Origin of the sequence: Gracilibacillus alcaliphilus (assembly GCF_016909015.1) — a bacterium.
Classification (GTDB): Bacteria; Bacillota; Bacilli; order Bacillales; family Amphibacillaceae; genus Gracilibacillus; species Gracilibacillus alcaliphilus.
This window is the reverse complement of record NZ_JAFBFA010000054.1, coordinates 1-20478: the sequence shown is the minus strand read 5'-3', so window position 1 is coordinate 20478 and position 20478 is coordinate 1. Positions and strand designations below refer to the sequence as shown.

Annotated in this window: 17 protein-coding genes, 2 tRNA genes, 1 rRNA gene and 1 riboswitch; of the genes, 3 read left to right on the top strand and 17 right to left on the bottom strand. The window is 38.9% G+C overall.

Features of this window, described 5'->3' with window-relative positions; translation table 11 throughout:
- The 5 genes from JOD18_RS23080 to groES all read right to left on the bottom strand — a co-directional run.
- Nucleotides 1-4269, bottom strand: a 4269-nt coding sequence (locus JOD18_RS23080; protein WP_204671730.1) for a DUF7507 domain-containing protein, incomplete at its 3' end; no start/stop codon positions are given.
- Nucleotides 4270-4763: 494 nt separating this feature from the next.
- Nucleotides 4764-5183 (bottom strand): AbrB/MazE/SpoVT family DNA-binding domain-containing protein, encoded by a 420-nt coding sequence (locus JOD18_RS23075; protein WP_204671729.1) that lies wholly within the window; start codon nucleotides 5181-5183, stop codon nucleotides 4764-4766.
- A complete protein-coding gene (locus JOD18_RS23070) occupies nucleotides 5180-5635 on the bottom strand; it encodes an AbrB/MazE/SpoVT family DNA-binding domain-containing protein (RefSeq protein WP_204671728.1) in 456 nt (151 codons plus the stop codon). Before JOD18_RS23070 ends, JOD18_RS23075 begins: the two co-directional genes overlap by 4 nt.
- 837 nt (nucleotides 5636-6472) lie before the next feature.
- The gene (gene groL / locus JOD18_RS23065) at nucleotides 6473-8104 is read right to left on the bottom strand and encodes a chaperonin GroEL (RefSeq protein ID WP_204671727.1); all 1632 of its coding nucleotides are present in this window, start codon (nucleotides 8102-8104) and stop codon (nucleotides 6473-6475) included.
- 69 nt (nucleotides 8105-8173) lie between these two features.
- Nucleotides 8174-8458 carry a co-chaperone GroES gene (groES, locus tag JOD18_RS23060; RefSeq protein WP_204671725.1) on the bottom strand — a complete coding sequence of 95 codons (285 nt, stop codon included), beginning with the start codon at nucleotides 8456-8458 and terminating at the stop codon, nucleotides 8174-8176.
- A gap of 439 nt (nucleotides 8459-8897) precedes the next feature.
- On the opposite strand from groES, the gene JOD18_RS23055 reads away from it, so the two are divergent.
- On the top strand, nucleotides 8898-9605 hold the full coding sequence (locus JOD18_RS23055; protein WP_204671723.1) for a CPBP family intramembrane glutamic endopeptidase: 708 nt from the start codon (nucleotides 8898-8900) through the stop codon (nucleotides 9603-9605).
- A gap of 7 nt (nucleotides 9606-9612) precedes the next feature.
- Nucleotides 9613-9819: a YdiK family protein gene (locus JOD18_RS23050; RefSeq protein ID WP_204671721.1), complete on the top strand. Its 207-nt coding sequence runs from the start codon at nucleotides 9613-9615 to the stop codon at nucleotides 9817-9819.
- Nucleotides 9820-10085: 266 nt separating this feature from the next.
- Here the strand turns inward: JOD18_RS23050 and JOD18_RS23045 are convergent, their stop codons facing one another.
- Nucleotides 10086-10724 carry a redox-sensing transcriptional repressor Rex gene (locus JOD18_RS23045; protein WP_204671720.1) on the bottom strand — a complete coding sequence of 213 codons (639 nt, stop codon included), beginning with the start codon at nucleotides 10722-10724 and terminating at the stop codon, nucleotides 10086-10088.
- Nucleotides 10725-10987: 263 nt separating this feature from the next.
- On the opposite strand from JOD18_RS23045, the gene JOD18_RS23040 reads away from it, so the two are divergent.
- The gene (locus tag JOD18_RS23040) at nucleotides 10988-12916 is read left to right on the top strand and encodes an ABC-F family ATP-binding cassette domain-containing protein (RefSeq protein WP_204671719.1); all 1929 of its coding nucleotides are present in this window, start codon (nucleotides 10988-10990) and stop codon (nucleotides 12914-12916) included.
- A gap of 530 nt (nucleotides 12917-13446) precedes the next feature.
- Here the strand turns inward: JOD18_RS23040 and JOD18_RS23035 are convergent.
- The 11 genes from JOD18_RS23035 to rrf form a co-directional block, all read right to left on the bottom strand.
- Entirely contained in the window at nucleotides 13447-14751 is a 1305-nt protein-coding gene (locus JOD18_RS23035) for a nucleobase:cation symporter-2 family protein (RefSeq protein ID WP_204671718.1), read from the bottom strand.
- Nucleotides 14751-15335 (bottom strand): xanthine phosphoribosyltransferase, encoded by a 585-nt coding sequence (locus JOD18_RS23030; protein WP_204671717.1) that lies wholly within the window; start codon nucleotides 15333-15335, stop codon nucleotides 14751-14753. The genes JOD18_RS23035 and JOD18_RS23030 overlap by 1 nt, the downstream gene beginning before the upstream one ends.
- Before the next feature lie 116 nt (nucleotides 15336-15451).
- A riboswitch (purine riboswitch) is annotated at nucleotides 15452-15553 on the bottom strand.
- Nucleotides 15554-15791: 238 nt separating this feature from the next.
- Complete coding sequence (gene tsaD / locus JOD18_RS23025; RefSeq protein WP_204671716.1) at nucleotides 15792-16817, bottom strand: tRNA (adenosine(37)-N6)-threonylcarbamoyltransferase complex transferase subunit TsaD; 1026 nt, start codon at nucleotides 16815-16817, stop codon at nucleotides 15792-15794.
- Entirely contained in the window at nucleotides 16814-17260 is a 447-nt protein-coding gene (gene rimI, locus JOD18_RS23020) for a ribosomal protein S18-alanine N-acetyltransferase (protein WP_204671715.1), read from the bottom strand. The genes tsaD and rimI overlap by 4 nt, the downstream gene beginning before the upstream one ends.
- The gene (gene tsaB, locus JOD18_RS23015) at nucleotides 17247-17951 is read right to left on the bottom strand and encodes a tRNA (adenosine(37)-N6)-threonylcarbamoyltransferase complex dimerization subunit type 1 TsaB (protein ID WP_204671713.1); all 705 of its coding nucleotides are present in this window, start codon (nucleotides 17949-17951) and stop codon (nucleotides 17247-17249) included. The genes rimI and tsaB overlap by 14 nt, the downstream gene beginning before the upstream one ends.
- Nucleotides 17948-18403, bottom strand: coding sequence for a tRNA (adenosine(37)-N6)-threonylcarbamoyltransferase complex ATPase subunit type 1 TsaE (gene tsaE / locus JOD18_RS23010; RefSeq protein WP_204671712.1), 456 nt, complete (start codon nucleotides 18401-18403; stop codon nucleotides 17948-17950). Before tsaE ends, tsaB begins: the two co-directional genes overlap by 4 nt.
- A gap of 8 nt (nucleotides 18404-18411) precedes the next feature.
- Complete coding sequence (gene thiL / locus JOD18_RS23005; protein WP_204671710.1) at nucleotides 18412-19389, bottom strand: thiamine-phosphate kinase; 978 nt, start codon at nucleotides 19387-19389, stop codon at nucleotides 18412-18414.
- Nucleotides 19390-19500: 111 nt separating this feature from the next.
- Nucleotides 19501-19965 (bottom strand): hypothetical protein, encoded by a 465-nt coding sequence (locus JOD18_RS23000; protein WP_204671708.1) that lies wholly within the window; start codon nucleotides 19963-19965, stop codon nucleotides 19501-19503.
- Between the two features lie 252 nt (nucleotides 19966-20217).
- Nucleotides 20218-20294: transfer RNA gene (locus JOD18_RS22995), tRNA-Asp, on the bottom strand.
- A gap of 1 nt (nucleotide 20295) precedes the next feature.
- Nucleotides 20296-20372, bottom strand: a tRNA-Met gene (locus JOD18_RS22990).
- A gap of 18 nt (nucleotides 20373-20390) precedes the next feature.
- Nucleotides 20391-20478, bottom strand: a 5S ribosomal RNA gene (gene rrf / locus JOD18_RS22985); the annotation flags it as partial.

Sequence of the window (20478 nt, the reverse complement as noted above, 5' to 3'; positions counted from 1 at the left end):
TCCTGGTGCCAAGGTCGTTGTTTCTAATTCAATGGCTCCATCAATTCTTGGATCATCTACCACAATATCTGTCAAGGTTACATCACCCGTGTTTATCACCTCAAATGTGTAAGTAACCACTTGCCCGGCTTCTGTAACTTCTTCTACATCACTTGTCTTCTCCAAGCTGATTGCTGGATTTGGATCATGTTCAATAACAACATCATCTTCATCCGTTACCTTTTCATCATGTGATGAAGTTCCTTCTACTGTTGCCGTATTTTCTAATACGCCACGGTCAACATCTGCTTGGGTTACGGTGTATGTTGCTTCTGCAACTAGTACGTCACCTGGTTCCAGTACAATCAAAGATTGAGTTTCCATCGTCAAGCTTGTTATTAATGCTTTTGATAGATTCAACGCAGCGATGGATTCTCCATTAATAGATAGATAGCGAATATCACTTAGGCCCTCTAATGGATCTGTAATTTGAACATTGTTCAAAGTGACATTTCCAGTATTTGTTACAGTAAAGGTATACGTGATTCCCTGCCCTACCACAAGTTCTTCTGGATCAGCCTCTTTCACTAATGAAATATCTGGCGTTTGAACTGCAGGTATCTCATCATCATCTTCGTCGTCTACTGTTATTCCTTCAGGTGTTTCTCCTGTTGTTGTTGCTGTATTGGTAATGCCACCATTATTTAAATCGGCTTGCGTTACTGTATATACAGCTGTTCCTGTTGTGTTTTCTCCAGGCTCTAATGTGGTTTCGCTAAGTGTAATTTCCCCACCTAGCATTGGGTCATTGACTTGGACATTTTCTAACGTAACATCGCCTGTATTTGTTACTTCAAACGTGTACGTTACTTCTTGTCCTACTTCTGTAATCTCTTCCACATTACTTGTTTTCACAAGATTAATGCTTGCTTTTCCTAAATTATCTGTATCTTCATCTTCCACAGGCGTATCTTCAGGTGTATTTCCTGTTGCTGTTGCTGTATTTGTAATTCCTTCGTTAACAATATCTTCTTCCGTTACTACATATACAGCTGTTCCTTCTGTTGTTTCTCCTGGTTCCAATGTTGTTTTGTCAAGTGTGATTTCCCCACCTAGCATCGGGTCATTAACTTGTACATCATTTAATGTTACTTCACCAGTATTTGTTACTTCAAACGTATAGGTTACTTCTTGTCCTACTTCGGTGATTGCATCTACATTACTTGTTTTCAAAAGATCGATGCTTCCAACAGGGACGATATTTTCATCCTCTTCGGTAGGTGGTTCATCCTCTGGATTTGGAGGATTTCCCGTAACCGTCGCTACGTTAGTGATATTTCCATTTTCAAGATCTGCTTCTGTTACTTCATAGGTCGCAGTTCCTTTTGTTGTTTCTCCAGGTGCTAATGTCGTTGATTCAAGCTCAATATCTGCCTCAATCATTGGATCATCTACAACAATGTCTGTTAATGTTACATCTCCTGTGTTTCTCACAATAAATGTATATTCGATAACTTGACCAGCTTCTGTAACTTCGACTAGATCACTCGTTTTCTCTAAACTGATATCCGCATTTGGATCATGAGGCACCAATGCTCTATCGTCATCTGTTACAGGTTCATCATTCGGATCATCACCCGTTACTGTTGCATGGTTCACAACTTGGCCAGTATCAACGTCTTCTTGCGTGATTCTATAACTTGCTTCAGCTACTAAAACGTCGCCTGGTTCAAGAGTTATGGATTCTGGGTTATCTATGCTTTCACCGTTGATTGATACGTAACGTATGTCACTGATACCTTCTAACACATCTTCAATTGTCACATTTTTTAGTGTGACATTTCCAGTGTTTGTTGCAGTAAAGGTATAGTTTATATCTTCACCTTCTAGAAGATCATCCCGATCTGCTTCTTTCACTAGTGAAATTGCTGGGTCTCGTTCTGTTGAAACTATTTCTTCATCTTCATCACGAGGCTTTTCAGGACTGTCTGGATCTTCCGGATCATAACCTGGTGGAGTTCCTTCTACAGTCGCCACGTTTTCAATTGCTCCACTGTTTATATCTTCTTGCGTTACAGTGTACTCTGCAGCTACCTTTGTTATTTCTCCGGGTGCTAGTGTCGTTGTTTCTAAGTCAATTGCTCCACCTAACATCGGGTCATCTAATAGAATATCATTTAGTGTGACATTTCCAGTGTTTCTGACTTCAAAAGAATAAGTTATGACATCTCCTACTTCAGAAACAGATTCTTTATCACTGATCTTAATTAATTCTATTCCCGGATTCAATTCCTGTGGAACTTTTGCTTCATCCTCATCTGTTACTTCTTCATCACTTGGTGAAGTTCCTGTCACTGTTGCATGATTGACTACTTGACCTTTATCCACATCTGCTTGGGTGATAGTATATGTTGCTTCTGCGACTAATACATCACCAGGCTCTAATGTAATAGATTCCGGATTTTCAATCTCTTCGCCATTAATTGTCAAATAACTGATGTCACTAATATTCTCTAGCTCATCTGTTAAATGAACATTAGAAAGAGGTACATTTCCCGTGTTCTCCACCGTAAATGTATAACCAATCTGTTCGTCTACTACAAGGTCATCACGATTGGCTTCCTTATCTAAACTAATTTCGGGATTAGAGATTAATATGTTAGTAATATCCAGCTTATTATCACCATATTGTGTTTCATAGCCTGGGACTTCTACTTCTTCCACATAGTAATCAATGATATTTCCTTGACTATCAAACTTAATTTGATTTGGAAATTCATATGTCCAAGCACCATCTGCCGCAGGTGTTACCGTTGCATTATCAACTTCTACCGGATTTCCATTAATATCTCGCATCAGTTTAATTTCAATATCATCTGGTCTAAGATTGACCGAATTGTTATCCTGCCATGTCTTTTCACCAGAAACACTAGTTCCTGTTGCTGAAGCTGATGGTTCCGGGAATGTATTCTTTTCATCTGGATGAGAACTTCTCGGTGTTAAGGTTGTTTCCCCATTTGTTCGATAAAGCTCATCTACTTGGAAATTCTCGTTGTCTGTGTCTATTTGAACTTTATAACGCAAGGTTACTTCCTCATCTGCCCCTAAGTTCAAACCATTCATATTAATTGTTTGTCCATCAGTTGAAATAGATACACCTTCTAATAGTTTCGGGTCAGAGGCACCTAAATAGTAGTTTCCATCTGAGAGACTCGCATCTGATGCAGCTGTAAAATTATCCACACCTTTTAAATTGAACATTTCTCCCATTGGGTCTACAACAGAACCATCAACGACTGACTGCTGATCCAATGTTGAAGCTATTTCTTGTAAATAGGCAGCCATTTGCGCAACCTCATCAGCATAGTAAGTATGATCTGAGGATGAAGAGATACCATTTATAACCCCTTCTATATCTGATCTTGAGGCATTAGCATTTGAATCACCATCACCTAATTCTACTGCAATGGTATATAACTCATAGTTATTTTTAAGCTGGTTTGCCATGCTAATAGCACCTGTACCGTGGTTACCTCCACTAAAAGTGAAGCTTGTTCCATTTCCTATTACATCTCCACTAGGATTGTAGCTAATGGTAGGTGCTCCGTCAGTAATTGTGATAATTATTTTATTATCTGCATTACTACCAGCTAGAATATTACCAGCCTCTTCTAAAGCCTGTTCCGTGAAAGTTCCGCCATGATAAGTATTCCCTCTATCTGTCGGTATATTACTTGGAATCTGTCCTGTAATATTAGCAGCATTTAATGTTAATGTTTTGTGGGATAGATTATCTGTATTTCCTGGTTGTGACATCCAGCTACGATATCTTCCATCAAACACCGCACTACCATAAGTAACAAGGGCTATCTGAAAGTTCTCATTATCAGGAGTTAATAGCCTATTTACAAAATCAATCGTTGCTTCTCTTGCAGTAGTAACTCGATTGTTCGTTGCCATACTATTCGAGTTATCATAGACAAGCACAATATCCGTTGTTTCGTCTGAAGCGACGGTTTTTCCTTTTATCGTCAAATCAATAAAGTACTCACCTGGATTTTCTCCAGACCAGGTTACTCTTTTATCGACATTTGCTCTATCATATTCCCTCCCTTCTTTTTCGTTACGAGTGGATCCGTTTCCATCTTCATTTTCACTGTCTTCATACCTATCATCACCTTCTGCATAAACTACGTTCTGTGGGAATGCAGATAATAAAGTAGAGAAAAGCAAAAGAGTGATAGCAAACATATTAAAAACTTGGCTTGCCGTACTTTTTTTAATTCGCAATACATATTCCTCCCTACCAGTGTTGATTAATCAGTAATATAAAAAAAGAATACTTAAAACAGAATTACGTGTTTTTTCATAGATAACTCCTCTCTATAATAAAATATAGTTACCTATTAATATAAACACGGGCTGCTTTCATAAAACTAAACACAAAAGGAATATTAGGGTATACATATAGGACTAATAATCTACCATATGTAAAATTTAGTTAAACACAAAATTATTGTCATTTACTGCAGAAATTCTTATTTTATTGTTTAAACCATGAAGATACAGCATGCCAAAACATAAAAGTACATTCTCCTTAAGGATCCTCCTTTTTCCAGCAAAAAGAGGCATATTACACGTACTTGATAAAACATCCATATCTATATAAAATATTTATATTATATAAAAATAAATCATAGTACCTAAAAAAACTTCCGCCCGCATCATACGAAAGTCTTATTTTTCATTATTTCCCCTAGTATTTTTCTTTATTCTAAACGCTATTATTTATTTAACAATGTCTTTACATCCTGATAAAGTATATCCAATCCCTTTTCACTTACTTGAATCTTATTATCTGCAAGATAATAAACAGGAACTCCAGTTTCACCTGTAACTTGGCAGCTGGTTTTGGTTATTTTTTTTAAGGCAATCTTGCCTTCGACTTCAAAAAATTCAACGTAATCTCCTGGTTCCAATAGATATTCCTGCCGGATTTGATGGGGAATCAGTAACCGGCCTAAACGATCGATCGTTCGTGAATTGATACTTTTTTCTTCTGCAGGTTCAAGTAAAAGATAGCTGCGCTTATAAGAGCAGGCCCACAAGTCTCCTACTTCCATATGAAAGCTGTCCCTGATTAAAGAAGGGATAACCAGTCTGCCTAGTTCATCCACTTTTTTAACGACTCCAATTGGTTTCATTTATCTCCCCGCCTTCCTTGTCCTGTACTCACGCTCAGCTTTTTTTCTTGTATTTCTTTTAGAAGTTTTTCCGCACCTTCCAAACTCACTGGAATATTACCATTGCCAACATAATAAATGTCACTGTCAAAATTCCCTGTTACTGCACACCTGATTTGTGCACATTCAATCACGATATGATTACCTTCCATGGAAATGACAATGGGCTGTTTTGTCGAAATACGCAAATAATCTCTCATGTAAGCCGGAATACGTACTCGTCCTAATTCATCGATTTTTGATAGTACATCGGTATTAGTTAACTCTTGATCTGGCTTCGTAATAATAATCTGACTGCCTTCTAAACGGAGATGCACTTGATCACCATTCTCAAGCCGATACATTTCCCGAATTTGGTAAGGAATAACGACTCTTCCATTAATTATTTTCTTCTTTATACCAGTAGTTTTCATCTGCCTTCCTCGCCTTTCTTTCATAATATTGCGTGTTCAAAAAGTTCGGTAAAAGGGACCTATTGGCTAAACACCTAATATCATGTTGCAACTCCGATATTAGTATGTCCTTTGTTTCAGCAGACTATAAGCATAACGCCTGCATTAGTACATCCTATACGTCGAAAACTCAAGGCGGCACAGCTTAGAGTAACGCACTTACGCAGGATAATGTTGACTTCTACATTTGGACAAACTTAGTAGCGATTCCCCTATCGTCACTCCGACATTCAATATGTCATTTTGTTTGGACTTTTTGAACATCCCCTAATAGGTTTATCATAAAAGAGACAACTAAACGTTATCTTGCCAAAATTGGAAATATAGGTCTTTAAACGATATCTAAAGGCTCATTCAATTACTAATTTTTCCTATATCCTATAAATGAGACCTTTCACAAAAAAGAGATAGGTATTTCATCATTAAGTTTTGCTAAGGCCATGTGAAGGACTTTATACTGACTACTCCTTAGCGAAACTTGTCATTGAGGTTGGAGGCCCATTTAGCATCTTGGGTCTACTTGAAGTTTGAGATAGAAGACGTGTGAACGGTTCAACAACTTGGCTTTCGCCATAAAGGTTTGGTTTTGCTTCTATAAAATTACTTTTTTCATGGTGTTGGCTAAAAAAATTTATCCAAACAAAAAAAGGACGCTTCCGCAAAAGTAAAAACTTTATACGAAAACGCCCTTTCAGACATTGCTTTAAAATAAAATGTGATATTTCTGTGATATTTTCAGGTTTACTGACGGTTAAAACTGTTGTAATTCCTTATATATCAATAGTTTTGTCACTTAAATTACATCATGCCTGGCATTCCGCCACCCATTCCACTCATGTCTGGTGCACCGCCACCATTTTCTTCTGGAATGTCAGCTACAACTGCTTCTGTTGTTAAGAACATAGCAGATACAGATGCTGCGTTTTGTAAGGCTGAACGAGTTACTTTAGTCGGATCAAGGATACCAGCCTCAACCATATTTACCCATTCACCAGTGGCAGCATTAAAGCCTACGCCTACTTCTTCACCTTTTAGACGTTCTACAATAACAGAACCTTCTAATCCAGCGTTCTCCGCGATTTGACGAACTGGAGCTTCTAGGGCACGTAAAACAATGCTGACACCTGTAGCTTCGTCACCTTTCAGGTCTAGTTCAGCCACTTGACTGTAAACATTAAGAAGTGCTGTACCACCACCAGAAACCATACCTTCTTCAACTGCTGCACGAGCAGAGTTCAAGGCATCTTCAATACGAAGTTTACGTTCTTTTAATTCTGTTTCTGTAGCTGCACCTACTTTTACAACGGCTACACCGCCAGAAAGTTTAGCTAGACGTTCTTGTAATTTTTCTTTATCGAATTCAGAAGTAGTTTCTTCTGCTTGCGCACGGATTTGTGCCACACGAGAAGCGATTTGTTCTGGATCACCAGATCCCTCTACAATCGTTGTATCATCTTTCGTTACAATCACCTTAGAAGCACGTCCTAACTGCTCGATAGTCGTGTTCTTAAGGTCTAAGGCCAGATCCTCTGTAATAACTTCTGCACCAGTTAATACAGCAATATCTTCAAGCATTGCTTTACGACGGTCACCGAAGCCAGGCGCTTTTACAGCAACAGCATTAAATGTACCGCGTAATTTGTTTAATACTAATGTAGCAAGTGCTTCCCCTTCTACATCCTCAGCGATTAAAAGAAGTGGTTTACCTTGCTGCACAACTTGTTCTAATACTGGTAATACTTCTTGAATATTGTTGATTTTCTTATCTGTGATTAGAATATATGGATCATCCAATTCAGCTTCCATTTTGTCTTGGTCAGTAACCATATATGGTGAAGCATAACCACGGTCAAATTGCATACCTTCTACTACTTCAAGCTCTGTATTAAATCCTTTTGATTCTTCGATGGTAATAACACCGTCATTACCTACACGTTCCATTGCTTCAGCAATTAATTGACCTACTTCCTCATCATCAGAAGAGATAGCTGCTACTTGTGCAATCGATTCTTTGCTTTCAATCGGATTAGAAATCTTACGCAATTCTGCTGTTGCCACTTCTACAGCTTTTTCGATACCGCGGCGAACACCTACAGGATTTGCTCCAGAAGCAACATTTTTCAATCCTTCTTGGATCATTGCTTGGGCTAATACAGTCGCTGTAGTTGTACCATCACCAGCTACATCATTTGTTTGTGATGCTACCTCAGATACTAATTGTGCACCCATATTCTCAAACTTATCTTCTAGTTCGATCTCTTTTGCAATGGTTACCCCATCATTTGTAATAAGTGGAGAACCGTATTTTTTATCTAATACAACGTTACGCCCTTTTGGTCCTAGCGTTACTTTCACTGCATTTGCAAGCGTGTCTACACCATTAAGCATTGCACGACGAGCATCTTCACTGAATTTCAATTCTTTAGCCATTATGAAAAAACCTCCTTAAAATAATTAGAAAAAAGTTATGCTATTTATCGTTCTATTCCTCCAATGATATTAGCCGATAACTGCTAAGATATCATCTTCACGAAGAATTAAGTAATCTTTTCCTTCATATTTCACTTCCGTACCAGCAAATTTAGAGAAAATAATCGTGTTACCTGCTTCAACCTCTAGTGCTATTTTTTCTCCTTTATCTGTTACACGACCAGAACCAACAGCTACCACCTTGCCTTCTTGCGGCTTTTCTTTCGCAGAATCTGGAAGAACGATTCCACCCGCTGTTTTTTCCTCTTGTTCCACAAGTTCAATAATGACACGATCACCTAATGGTTTAAGCATCTCTTATATTACCTCCTTGGTTTTCTCATTTATCATTTGTTATTATTAGCACTCTATCAAGATGAGTGCTAACACAATATTATAATAATGAAAACCAATTTTTTTTGCAAGTATTTTGACTATATTTTTTTACTTATTTTACATAGGATCATACTAAATGAGGTTACTTCTCCATAGCAGGTGCTTTTTGCTCAATTACATATGGGTCACAAGTTTCATGTCAATGAATAGCAAACTCTACATAAGTGAATATTAGTCATGCTATATGTAGACGAACTAGTTCAATTTTATTCTTACTTTATGTTAAAATGTTTAGCATGAGATAAAAGAAAGATCTGTTCGAATCTGTTGCTGTCACACAGTAAAAAACATAACGTGTGGGCAAAAGTAATAGACATAATGAAGACAGGAATAAAGAAAATAAAGGAGACGTTTGAATTTGTCAAAAAAATACATTTATGTCATTGTCACTTATGTTGTGATGCAATTCTCTTCCCTTCTTGCATTGCCGTTTCTACCTTTCATTGAAGACAGGCATGCCTTTTCGGTTGGATGGTCTGTATCGACGTTCGCATTAGCCTTATTAGTATGCATTTATTTATTACGGGATGAGGTTAAGGATTTCTTCCAAATGAGAAATAAGAAGATAGGTTCGATTGTCCTTTGGTCTGTACTCGGTTTTATCATGGTGATGGTCGCGCAATACGTAGCCGTTTTCATTGAAATGCTGGTGCTTCGTATTCCGCCTGGTTCAGAAAATACAATGAACTTAATGGGCATCGCCCGGCAGTCACCGATTTTTATTATCATTATTGCCTTAATTGGACCCATTCTGGAGGAATTGGTGTTCCGCAAGGCAATCTTCGGTACACTCTATAAAAAAATGAATTTCTTTTTTGCAGCATTACTGTCCGGGGTTATCTTTGCGGCGGTTCATATGGATTTTGACCATTTGCTGATCTATACAGCAGTCGGAATGGTACTTGCCTTTCTATATGTGGAAACAAAGCGGATTATCGTACCAATCATTGCTCATATGTCCATGAATTCAGTTGCTGTTATTGCACAGTTGTCCATTGATCCAGAACAAATCGAAGAACAAATGAAACAAATAAATGACTTAATGTTCATTCTTATTGGAGGATAATCATCACATGCGTATTTCACCATTACGATCAGCTGTCTTCTATCTCATTTTAGGATGCTTATTCACTTATTTCGCCATTCAATCGGTAGAAAACACTGTATTTAATTTCTTTACAATGTTATTAGCAACCTTCGCAACGATTGATTTTGTATTAGCGATCCGCTTGATCAATTTGCACCGACGCCTTAAACAATCCCAACAAAAGGAGAAATAGCTTACCGTTGGTTATCCATTAGTGTGCCTTTTTGTATGTTGAGTATGAAGGCCTCTATAAAGTGAAGCTTCGTTCAGTAGGGGTTTTACCATCCCCCTACTGAACGTTAGTTGAACCAATCGTGCCGTTACTGGTTATTGGATCTCCCCACCTAGAAATAACGGGTTCCCTTATTTCTTGAAGTGGGAGTCTTACAGCCAGTTACACTGCGATAAAAACCCCCTATCTTCATGTACCAGCTGACAGGGGATAAATGAATATTAATCTTATTCTTGGTCTAGTGGATAATGTTTCATAAAGTAAACCAATGACTGCAATTCAACGGCTAAGTCAATATGGTGCACACGTACATCTTCTGGGACAGTAATTCTCGCTGGAGTAAAGTTGAGGATACCATTTACACCTGTTTCAACTAATCGGTCAGTGATCTGCTGTGCCTCCGAAACTGGTACAGTTAAGATAGCAGCCTTAATATCTGTCATCCGTTCTTCTAATTCATCAATATGATAGACAGGAACATTTCCAATCATATGACCTACTTTCCCCATATCAGCATCAAAAGCCATCTCAATGCGGGTATTGTTATTCTTGGTAAAATTATAGTTCAAAAATGCTGTACCAAGATTCCCTACACCAATTAAGGCGACAGGCGTATTTTCATCCTGGTCTAATGTCTTTCGGAAAAAGCCAAGCAAATATTCGACATTATAACCGTATCCTTTTTTACCTAATGCACCAAAATAGGAAAAATCTCTGCGAATAGTTGCAGAATCGACTTTAATCGCATCACTTAATTCTTTAGATGACACTCGTGATTTCCCTTGCAGATGCAAATTATTTAGAAAACGATAATATAAAGGTAAACGTTTGGCAGTTGCTTGAGGTATTTTATGTTGATTCGGCATCACTTGATTCTCCTTGTTTTTATTGCTTTGGATTCTTCGGCAGATTCAGTGAAGGACTAATCCGCCTACAACGAATAAATCTATCAATACTTATTTTAACAGAAAAGTACGCAATTGTCGTGAATATATTCACAACTTATCAGACAAGCCTGTTGCAGGACCTCGTGCTTTTCGATAAACTAAAGACATTAGAGAGGTTGTTCAAAAAGCCCAATAAAAATGACATGGAGAACTTTTTGAACATGCACTTAGAGGTGAAGCAGATGATTTATTTACAAGTAAACAATATTACAAAACAGTTCGGCGCTGAGCTGATTTTGTCTCAGATAAAACTTGAGGTCAAGCAGAATGACCGAATCGCTATTGTTGGCCGCAATGGGGCAGGAAAATCAACCTTACTGAAGATTATTGCCGGTCAGCTTAGCTATGATGAAGGAGAAATTCATAAACCAAAGGATGTCTCACTCGGCTATCTTGCACAACATACCGGACTTGATTCCAATGAAACGATTTGGGACGAAATGGTTCAGATCTTTCAACATCTTCAAGCAGACGAACAGGCACTGCGGGAGATGGAGGCCGAAATGGGTAATCCCGATATGTTGCATAACCCGGAAGCCTATCAAAAGCTCTTATCCAGCTATGACTTGAAACAAGAACAATTTAAACTGGCTGGCGGGTATCAATATGAGGCAGAGGTAAAATCCGTCTTAAACGGGCTCCATTTCCCTGAAAACATGTGGGCGACATCTATTGCTACATTAAGCGGCGGCCAGAAGACACGCTTAGCTCTTGGTAAATTATTATTAACCAAGCCAGACGTGCTTATTCTTGATGAGCCTACCAACCACTTAGATATCCAGACACTGGCTTGGTTAGAAGGTTATATCAACAGTTATCCTGGCGCTGTTCTTATCGTGTCACATGACCGCTATTTCCTAGATAAGACGATCAATATCGTCTATGAGATTTCTCGAAATCAATCGGCCAAATATCATGGAAACTATAGTAACTATCTAAGGCAGAAGGCTGCCAATTATGAACGTGACCTCAAGCAATATGAGAAACAACAATCAGAAGTTAAACGAATGGAAGAATTTATTCAAAAGAATATTGTCCGTGCTTCAACAACGAAACGGGCTCAAAGCAGAAGAAAACAATTAGAGAAAATGGATCTGATGGATAAACCAGCTGGAGCAGAAGGTTCTGCGAAATTTTCTTTTAGCGTCCACAAACGAAGTGGAAATGATGTATTAAAAATCAATGACCTAACCTTCCGCTATCAAACAGATGAACCACCGCTCTTCTCTGATTTGAATCTCCATATAGAACGAGGGGACAGCGTGGCCCTTGTTGGACCAAACGGTGTAGGTAAATCCACTTTATTAAAGACTATTATCGGTTCTCTTCAACCAGAGTCTGGAGAGATTATCCTAGGTGCTAATGTACAAATTGGATATTATGATCAAGAACAGACACAGCTTCATACAAAAAAAACCGTCTTAAATGAGTTATGGGATGAGTATCCATTAATGAATGAGAAAGATATTCGCACGATTCTTGGTAACTTCCTCTTCTCTGGTGATGATGTCCTGCGTCCTGTATCTGCTTTGAGCGGCGGAGAGAAAGCTCGGCTAGCCTTGGCCAAACTGATGATGGAAAAGGCCAATCTGTTATTATTGGACGAGCCAACTAACCACTTAGATTTGGACAGTAAAGAAGTGTTAGAAGCTGCCCTGATCGATTATCCTGGTTCGATTCTGTTTGTATCGCATGACCGCTACTTTATCAATAAACTAGCTACACATGTGTTGGAGATGCGGCCTAATGGCACAACACTTTATTTGGGAGATTATGATTACTATGTGGCCAAAACGCAGGAAGAAAAAGAATTAGCGGAGTTAAGACAGGCAGAACAGGAACAAGAGCAGATGGCAATCAGCAATAAAAATGATTTTGAAAAAGAGAAAGAAGTTAAACGGGAAAAACGTAAAAAAGAACGGCGAATTATTGAAATTGAAAGTGAAATTGAATTACTAGAGCAAGAAATCGAGGAAATGGGGCAGCTGTTATCTGATCCAGAGATATTTCAGGATCACGAGAAAACAACTGAATTAAACAACCAGAACAACCAATTACAAGAACAACTGGAGGAATTAATGGAAGAATGGGAAATCCTCCATGAGGAATAACGGTATATTTTATACTACCGAATGACTAATATCCCTTTCATTTACTTTAAAATTTATCCACATTTTTAATGCAATAAATCGCATGGAATCGAACGTCTTACTTAGATTTCATGCGATTTATTTATTTTGTCCCAGCATAAATCCAGGTAAATATAAGTATTTATATGTCATATTTTAGATAAAAAAGGGACTTTGTGGTTATCCCCATTATTCACAGAGTTATCCACTTTTTTATCCTTAATATATCAGTTATCAAGAGGTTTATACACAAAATCCACAGATATTTTCATTTTTATCCACAATTTATAAAGCGAATCCAAAACCTTTATTGATAAGATTCCTAAAATTTGTCCACTTGCAGCAATTTTTTCTGTGCATAAATTCGACATCAATCAATCATTTGCAACTATAGAATACATCAAACCCTCAAGCTTTTGTAGAAGCCCCTTGGAAAGCGAAACATGGCTGCTTGATATGCTTTCCCGGTAAAGAAGAACTGCCGCAATTAGCGGCAGTTCTTCTGCGTAAGGTTAAGCTTCTTTTGTAAGTGAAGCAGCAGTGTCTGTTACGTTTTTCTCTTTCTGACGTTTCGGTGTCATATGGAAGACTATATTCAATACAATAGCCGTCACACTTCCGGCAACAATTCCATTACTAGTCAAAATTTGAACCGCATTTGGTAACTGAGCAAACAATTCGGGAACTACTGTCACCCCTAGTCCCATCCCAATAGAACAAGCAATAATCATGGAGTTCTCCGGTGATTCTGTAATCACAGCACTAAGCATTTTAATCCCTTGCGCAACCACCATTCCAAACATCGCCAACATCGCTCCGCCCAACACAGCAGTAGGGATAATCGTTGTAACAGCGGCTATTTTAGGAATAAAACCTAAAACAACCAGCATAATGCCTGTAACAACAATGACACGACGTTTTTTGACGCCAGTCATTTGAATCAAACCAACATTTTGCGAAAAGGCCGTATACTGGAATGCATTAAAGATCCCTCCGAGGAAAATAGCCAAACCTTCGGCACGGTAGCCTTTTGACAAATCTTTTTCCGTAAGCTTCCGTTCTGTAATATCACCTAGAGCAAAATAAACCCCAGTTGATTCTACCAATGAAACCATTGCTACTAAAATCATGGTAATAATCGCTGACCACTCAAACGTTGGTGTGCCAAAGTAGAATGGGTGAATCATATGGAAATAAGAAGCTTCGGCAACAGCGGAAAAATCGACTCTTCCCATCAGTCCTGCAACAATCGTTCCAACACCTAACGCGATCAAGATAGATATAGATTTCACAAATCCGGTTGTAAATCGGTACATTAAAATAATAAAGATAAGCGTTCCAAATCCAAGTGTTATATTAGTGAAAGAACCGAAATCTGCTGCCCCCTCGCCTCCACCTAGATTATTGATAGCTACAGGTATTAATGTAATTCCAATAATCGTTACGACCGATCCCGTTACAACAGGCGGAAAAAAGCGTACCAGTTTTCCAAAGAATCCACTTACGATCACAACAAATAAACCAGAAACAATGATGGCACCATAGATAGCGGAAATACCATATTCACCACCAATAGCAATCATTGGTGCAACAGCCGTAAAGGTACAGCCGAGCACAACAGGTAAGCCAATCCCAATAAAGCGGCTGTTCATCACCTGTAAAAGTGTAGCCACACCACACATTAAAATATCAATAGCTACTAAATAGGTTAATTGCTCCGTTGTTAACCCCAGCTCAGCTCCTACAATCAGGGGCACTAAAATGGCCCCCGCATACATCGCCAATAAGTGTTGAAAACCAAGCGCCGCTGTTTTCATTAGTTATGGTCCTCCTCTTTAAATGTCACTTGGTGATCTGCTAATGAATCAATAATAGCTAATGACTCTACACAAATTCCTTTATCCCTTAGTGCTTGTCCGCCTTTTTGAAATCCCTTTTCAATCACGATACCAATCCCGGCAACATCTGCACCAGCTTGTTCCGCAATATCGATAAGCCCAAAGGCTGCTTGTCCATTTGCCAGAAAATCATCAATAATCAGCAGATTATCTCCTTGTTTAATAAAATCCTGGGAAACAGACACTTTACTTGTTACCTGTTTTGTAAAGGAATACACCTCTGCTGTATACAGATGATCTGTTAAAGTTAAGGATTGCCGTTTTCTCGCAAAAATCACCGGAATCCCAAGCTCTAGACCAGTCATTGTTGCAGGTGCTATTCCTGACGATTCTAAGGTAAGAACCTTAGTAATTCCCTTTTCACGGAATCGATTTGCAAACTCCTTGCCAATCTCCTGCATCAGTACAGGATCTATCTGATGATTTAAAAAAGCATCTACTTTTAACACCGTATCTGACAAAACCTTTCCTTCTGTCTGTATTTTTTTCTTCAATAAGTCCATGAGTAATTCCTCCTAAAATATAAAAAGCTCCGTAACCTGCTAAATATGAAAAAGTAGGTTACCGAGCATCATGTCGAATAATTACAAAAACGAGTATTGTCTTTCACCACAATTCTCGCCTTTGCGCACTTTTTCATAGTCGATTTATTTACGGTAAATCGGTAGAAACTAGCAAGCCATATCCCTGCAATTATATGAAAATTATGAATTTGGGTTATTAAAAATAAAAGAACGTATCTAGTATAGCACGTAATAAGACAAAAACAAGGGCTATAAATAATGAAAACCCTTACATTTTAAGAGGAAATTTATTTGATAAACTCTATTTTTTACCAAAATAAAAATGCTTCATTTATGGTTTTACGTCCCCTTTTGTCGAAATATCAATATGGACATATTTAAACCAAATACAAAGGACAGAGATAATCTGATCTCTGCCCTTTTTTTATAATTCTCTTACGGTCTTTTTGCATAACGCTCTAAACTAAAACTAGGATTAGCATTCAAATCCAAGCCGGCACGATGTCCTTGTTGATAAGCGATTGAACCAGCAGCAGCTATCATCGCGGCATTATCCGTGCATAAGGAAAGCGGCGGGAATAGCAAGTCGATGGCTGGTGCCTGTTTAAACTTAGCTATCATGGACTGACGTAAGCCCTTGTTGGCTGCTACACCACCTGCCACAATCACTTGTTTCACTTGATATTGTGTCGCTGCCTTAAAGGTTTTCTCTGTTAAGACCTCAACCACACTCGCTTGGAAACTAGCAGCTACATCTTTACTCTCTAATGTTTGTCCTTTTTGTTTCGCATTATGTAAGGTATTGATCACTGCTGATTTTAAACCGCTAAAGCTAAAATCAAAGGAATCTTCTTCCAGCCATGCCCTTGGAAAATCAATATTGGCCTCTCCTTCTGTTGCCAATTGATCTATTTGCGGGCCACCTGGGTAAGGTAATGATAAGGTTCTTGCTACTTTATCATAGGCTTCTCCAGCTGCATCATCACGTGTTTCCCCAATAATATCAAAATCACCATGTTCTCTCATTAAAATCAATTCTGTATGTCCGCCTGAAACGACCAAAGCTAATAAAGGAAAACGGAATTCCTTCTCTAATCGATTGGCATAGATATGTCCGGCAATATGATGGACACCGATTAACGGCTTATGATGGGCAAAAGCCAAGCCTTTGGCCGCATTAACACCAACTAATAGTGCCCCGACCAATCCAGGTCCCTCTGTCACGGCAATAGCATCGATATCCTCTATTGTTATACCTGCCTGCTGAAAAGTCTCTTCTAACACCACGGTTATCTGTTCCACGTGGTGTCGAGAGGCTATCTCCGGTACTACTCCGCCAAAGCGACGGTGGCTGTCAATTTGAGAAGCAACGACATTAGCGACAATATCTCTGCCGTCCTTTACAATAGCAGCCGCTGTTTCATCACAACTTGTCTCTATTCCTAATATATATTCACTCATAAGTTCACCCACAATACTAAAGCATCTTCTTGATTATCGGAATAATAATTTTTTCTAATCCCGCCAGGCTGCAAGCCAAACTTCTTATATATTCGTTGTGCCTTTAAATTAGACACCCTTACCTCTAATGACAACCGCTCAATGCCACGTGCGACCGCCTCTGTGATTACATACTGAAACAGTGCTTGACCATACCCATGATTACGATAGTCAGGATCAATCGCAATATTCGTAATCTGTGCCTCATCCAATACCATCCATGTACCGCAAAAACCAATCACCTTCTGGTTGGCGGTGACGACAAAATATTGGGCATACTGATTATTATTTAATTCCTCATAATAGACATGTTCTGGCCATGGAACAGGGAAAGAACGTTGATCAATTTGTTTGACCGCCTCAATATCTGCCAATGTCATGTTGCGGAACTCAATTACTCCCATGCTGCTTCTGTTCCTTTAACCAGTTTGCCTCTGCTTCCACAAGACGAATATAGTTAGGTGTTAAGGCATGCACCTCAGTTTCCTCAGATTGTCCGCCTAACAAAGCCAATATCCCTGGACGCGGAAGGTGATCAATACTTGGCGCTGCCATCGCCAACTCTCCTAGAACATGATGAATACTGTCCTCATGAATAGCCAAGTCCTGACTGAGAAAAAGTACAGGCCGCTGCTCCTCTTTCAGTTGTTCTAACCATTGTTTCATGTCTATATTTTGGTCTGGCTGCAACACATGCATACCATCTGATTGTAATTGATATAGCCCTGTGTAGACCAGTCCACGACGCGCATCAAAGAAAGGAGAGATGGCCAATTCTTTTTCCCTTGTATTATGAGCCAATAACTCTAAGCTAGATACTGCCACGATAGGAATGTCCAAAGACCATGCCATTGTCTTCGCTGTTGCCAAGCCAATTCTAACACCTGTATAAGATCCTGGCCCTTTTGCTACGGCAATGCGATCTAATTGATTTACCTCCATATTACTCTCTTTCAGCACATGCTCAATCGCAGGCATCAAACCAATCGAGTGGTTTCTTTTTATATTAATGATTTGTTCTGCTTGAATAACCCCTGCCTTACTTGCTGCTACACCTAATACTTGATTAGACGTATCAATCGCTAATACATTCATTGCACTAACTCCTTACATACTGTGTCAAAATAAGCTCCATTTGGCTGGAACATGATCCGACGCTGTTTATCATCTATGCGTTCGATATAAATATTTAAACGTTCTGCCGGTAAATATTCTTCAATAAATTGAGCCCATTCAATCACGGTTATACCGTCACTATGAAAATATTCATCAAAACCGATATCTTCATCACTATTCTCTAGCCGATAGACATCCATATGGTAAAAAGGCAGAGCACCCATGTATTCTTTTACAATCGTAAAGGTGGGACTATTAATGGTTCTTGTTATCCCCAATCCTTCACCAAGCCCTTTTGTAAAAGTTGTTTTTCCGGTTCCTAGATCTCCTTCTAAGGTAATCACATCTCCCGGCGTTAATAATTTTGCAAGCCGATGAGCCAACTGCTTTGTTTCTGTTTCTGAACCTGTTTCCAAGCAATATTTCTTCATTATACTAATCACCTTCTTAGATGAGTATAGCCAGTTGGATCTAATTTACGGACAGCTTGACGCTCCCGCAGCCATACCCCATAATTATCTTGATCTGCTGATGTAACCCGGCCAATAATGCTAAGCTTTGTTTGTGTCGAAACAGCTGCTTGCTGCAGTTTGTCTACTTCCTGTTCTGCTATCGTCCCAATTAATTCAAAGTCCTCGCCGCCTGACAAAGACCAATCTTTTTGCTGTTCTTCACTAAAATCAGCCAGTTTTTTGTGTGTAGGGATTCTATGATAATCCAGCTCGATCTGAACTTGGGATGTCTCAGCAATTTCATTGGCTTCGCTGGCAATACCATCACTAATATCATTTAATGACATACGCCCAATTGCTTGGCAAGCTTGAATAAAATCTACCCGAGGCACTGGCTTCTGATGACGGCTGATAAAATACTGGTAACGGGAATGATCTTCTAACGATTCATTTAACAGGATATGCAATCCGCAAGCCGAATCTCCAAGTGTCCCAGTGACAAACACCAGATCACCTGGCTGAGCCGTGCTGCGATAACGGACTTTATCAGCAGATACTAAGCCAAGCACGGTAATGGACAGACTTAATTGTTCGCCAGAAACAGTATCTCCCCCAATCAAATCCATTTGGAAAGTTCGTGCTAATTGATTCATCCCTTGATATATGGATTGGACCGCTTCCAGTTGCCAATGATCTGGGATGACAATAGAAACCAAATAGGCGGTAGGCTGGCCGCCCATTGCAGCAATATCACTAATATTAGCTGCTAATGCTCTGTAACCAATATGAAAAGGTTCTGTTGTTTTGGCAGAAAAGTGAACATTTTCGACCATCGTATCTACAGTGGTAATAATATCTTGGTAAGGATAACGAATAATCGCAGCATCATCGCCTATTCCTTTGATCACAGATGATTGTCGGTAGTAATCCGGTTTAATCGAACGAATAAAGTCAAACTCTTCCATGCATGGTCCTCCAAACTAAATAGATAACATTATCATACCAAAAGGAGGTATAGACAAACAATTAAAAGCACTAATCATTTTACAAACAGATGATAAAATACCTTTGCTTTATTAATACTTAACAATCGTCGTCAGGCCATGCTCGGATAAATATATTTTATGACTCAATTCTTCCACCCAACTGTTTGCTTTTAACAAATATGTTCCAGATTTATCTTGATAAGTTAAGCTGCCAACATTAATATTAATTGGTTCAGGGGTTCCCATTAATCTTTTTTTATAATAGCTGAAGTCATGTTGGTTGGGAATATGTAATAATTCCAAAACATCCCCTATTTCCATATATCTTTCAAGATATAATAAAAACAATCGATTATTTGCATCAGAGATTTCATATAGATAGGGCAAAGTAAAGATTCCTTCTACACATTTCCCCCAGCCATATGTATCAACTTCGCTCACCCATAAATTAATAAAATCTTCTCTAGATTCAAAGACACTTCCATTGTTATACTCTTGAATATCATCAGGTATAATAAAAGGGCGAGAGGAAGCTAAAAAAGTAACAGCTGACATATATTCCACCTCCCTTGCCAGTAAAAGCGAATCTATATGAAAAACAAGGCAGGCAGCATTCTGAGAGATTTGTCTTACTCCAAACATCACATACCTTTAAGTCCTTGACTTCGTTATTTACCAAGTCTTCTTCTATGTTATGAGCTAACAAGGCTATTGCTCGATAAAATGTATTCCACAAGCATACATTTTTTAATTTTTAACCAACAAAAAACCTTAAGCATAATTACTTAAGGTTTGAGCTTTATTATCTGGCGGTCCGGACGGGACTCGAACCCGCGACCTCCTGCGTGACAGGCAGGCATTCTAACCAACTGAACTACCGGACCTTGGTTGCGGGGGCAAGATTTGAACTTGCGACCTTCGGGTTATGAGCCCGACGAGCTACCAGACTGCTCCACCCCGCGATAATAATATAAAGTATAGCCTGGCAACGTCCTACTCTCGCAGGGATAAACCCAACTACCATGAGCGCTGAAGAGCTTAACTGCTGTGTTCGGCATGGGAACAGGT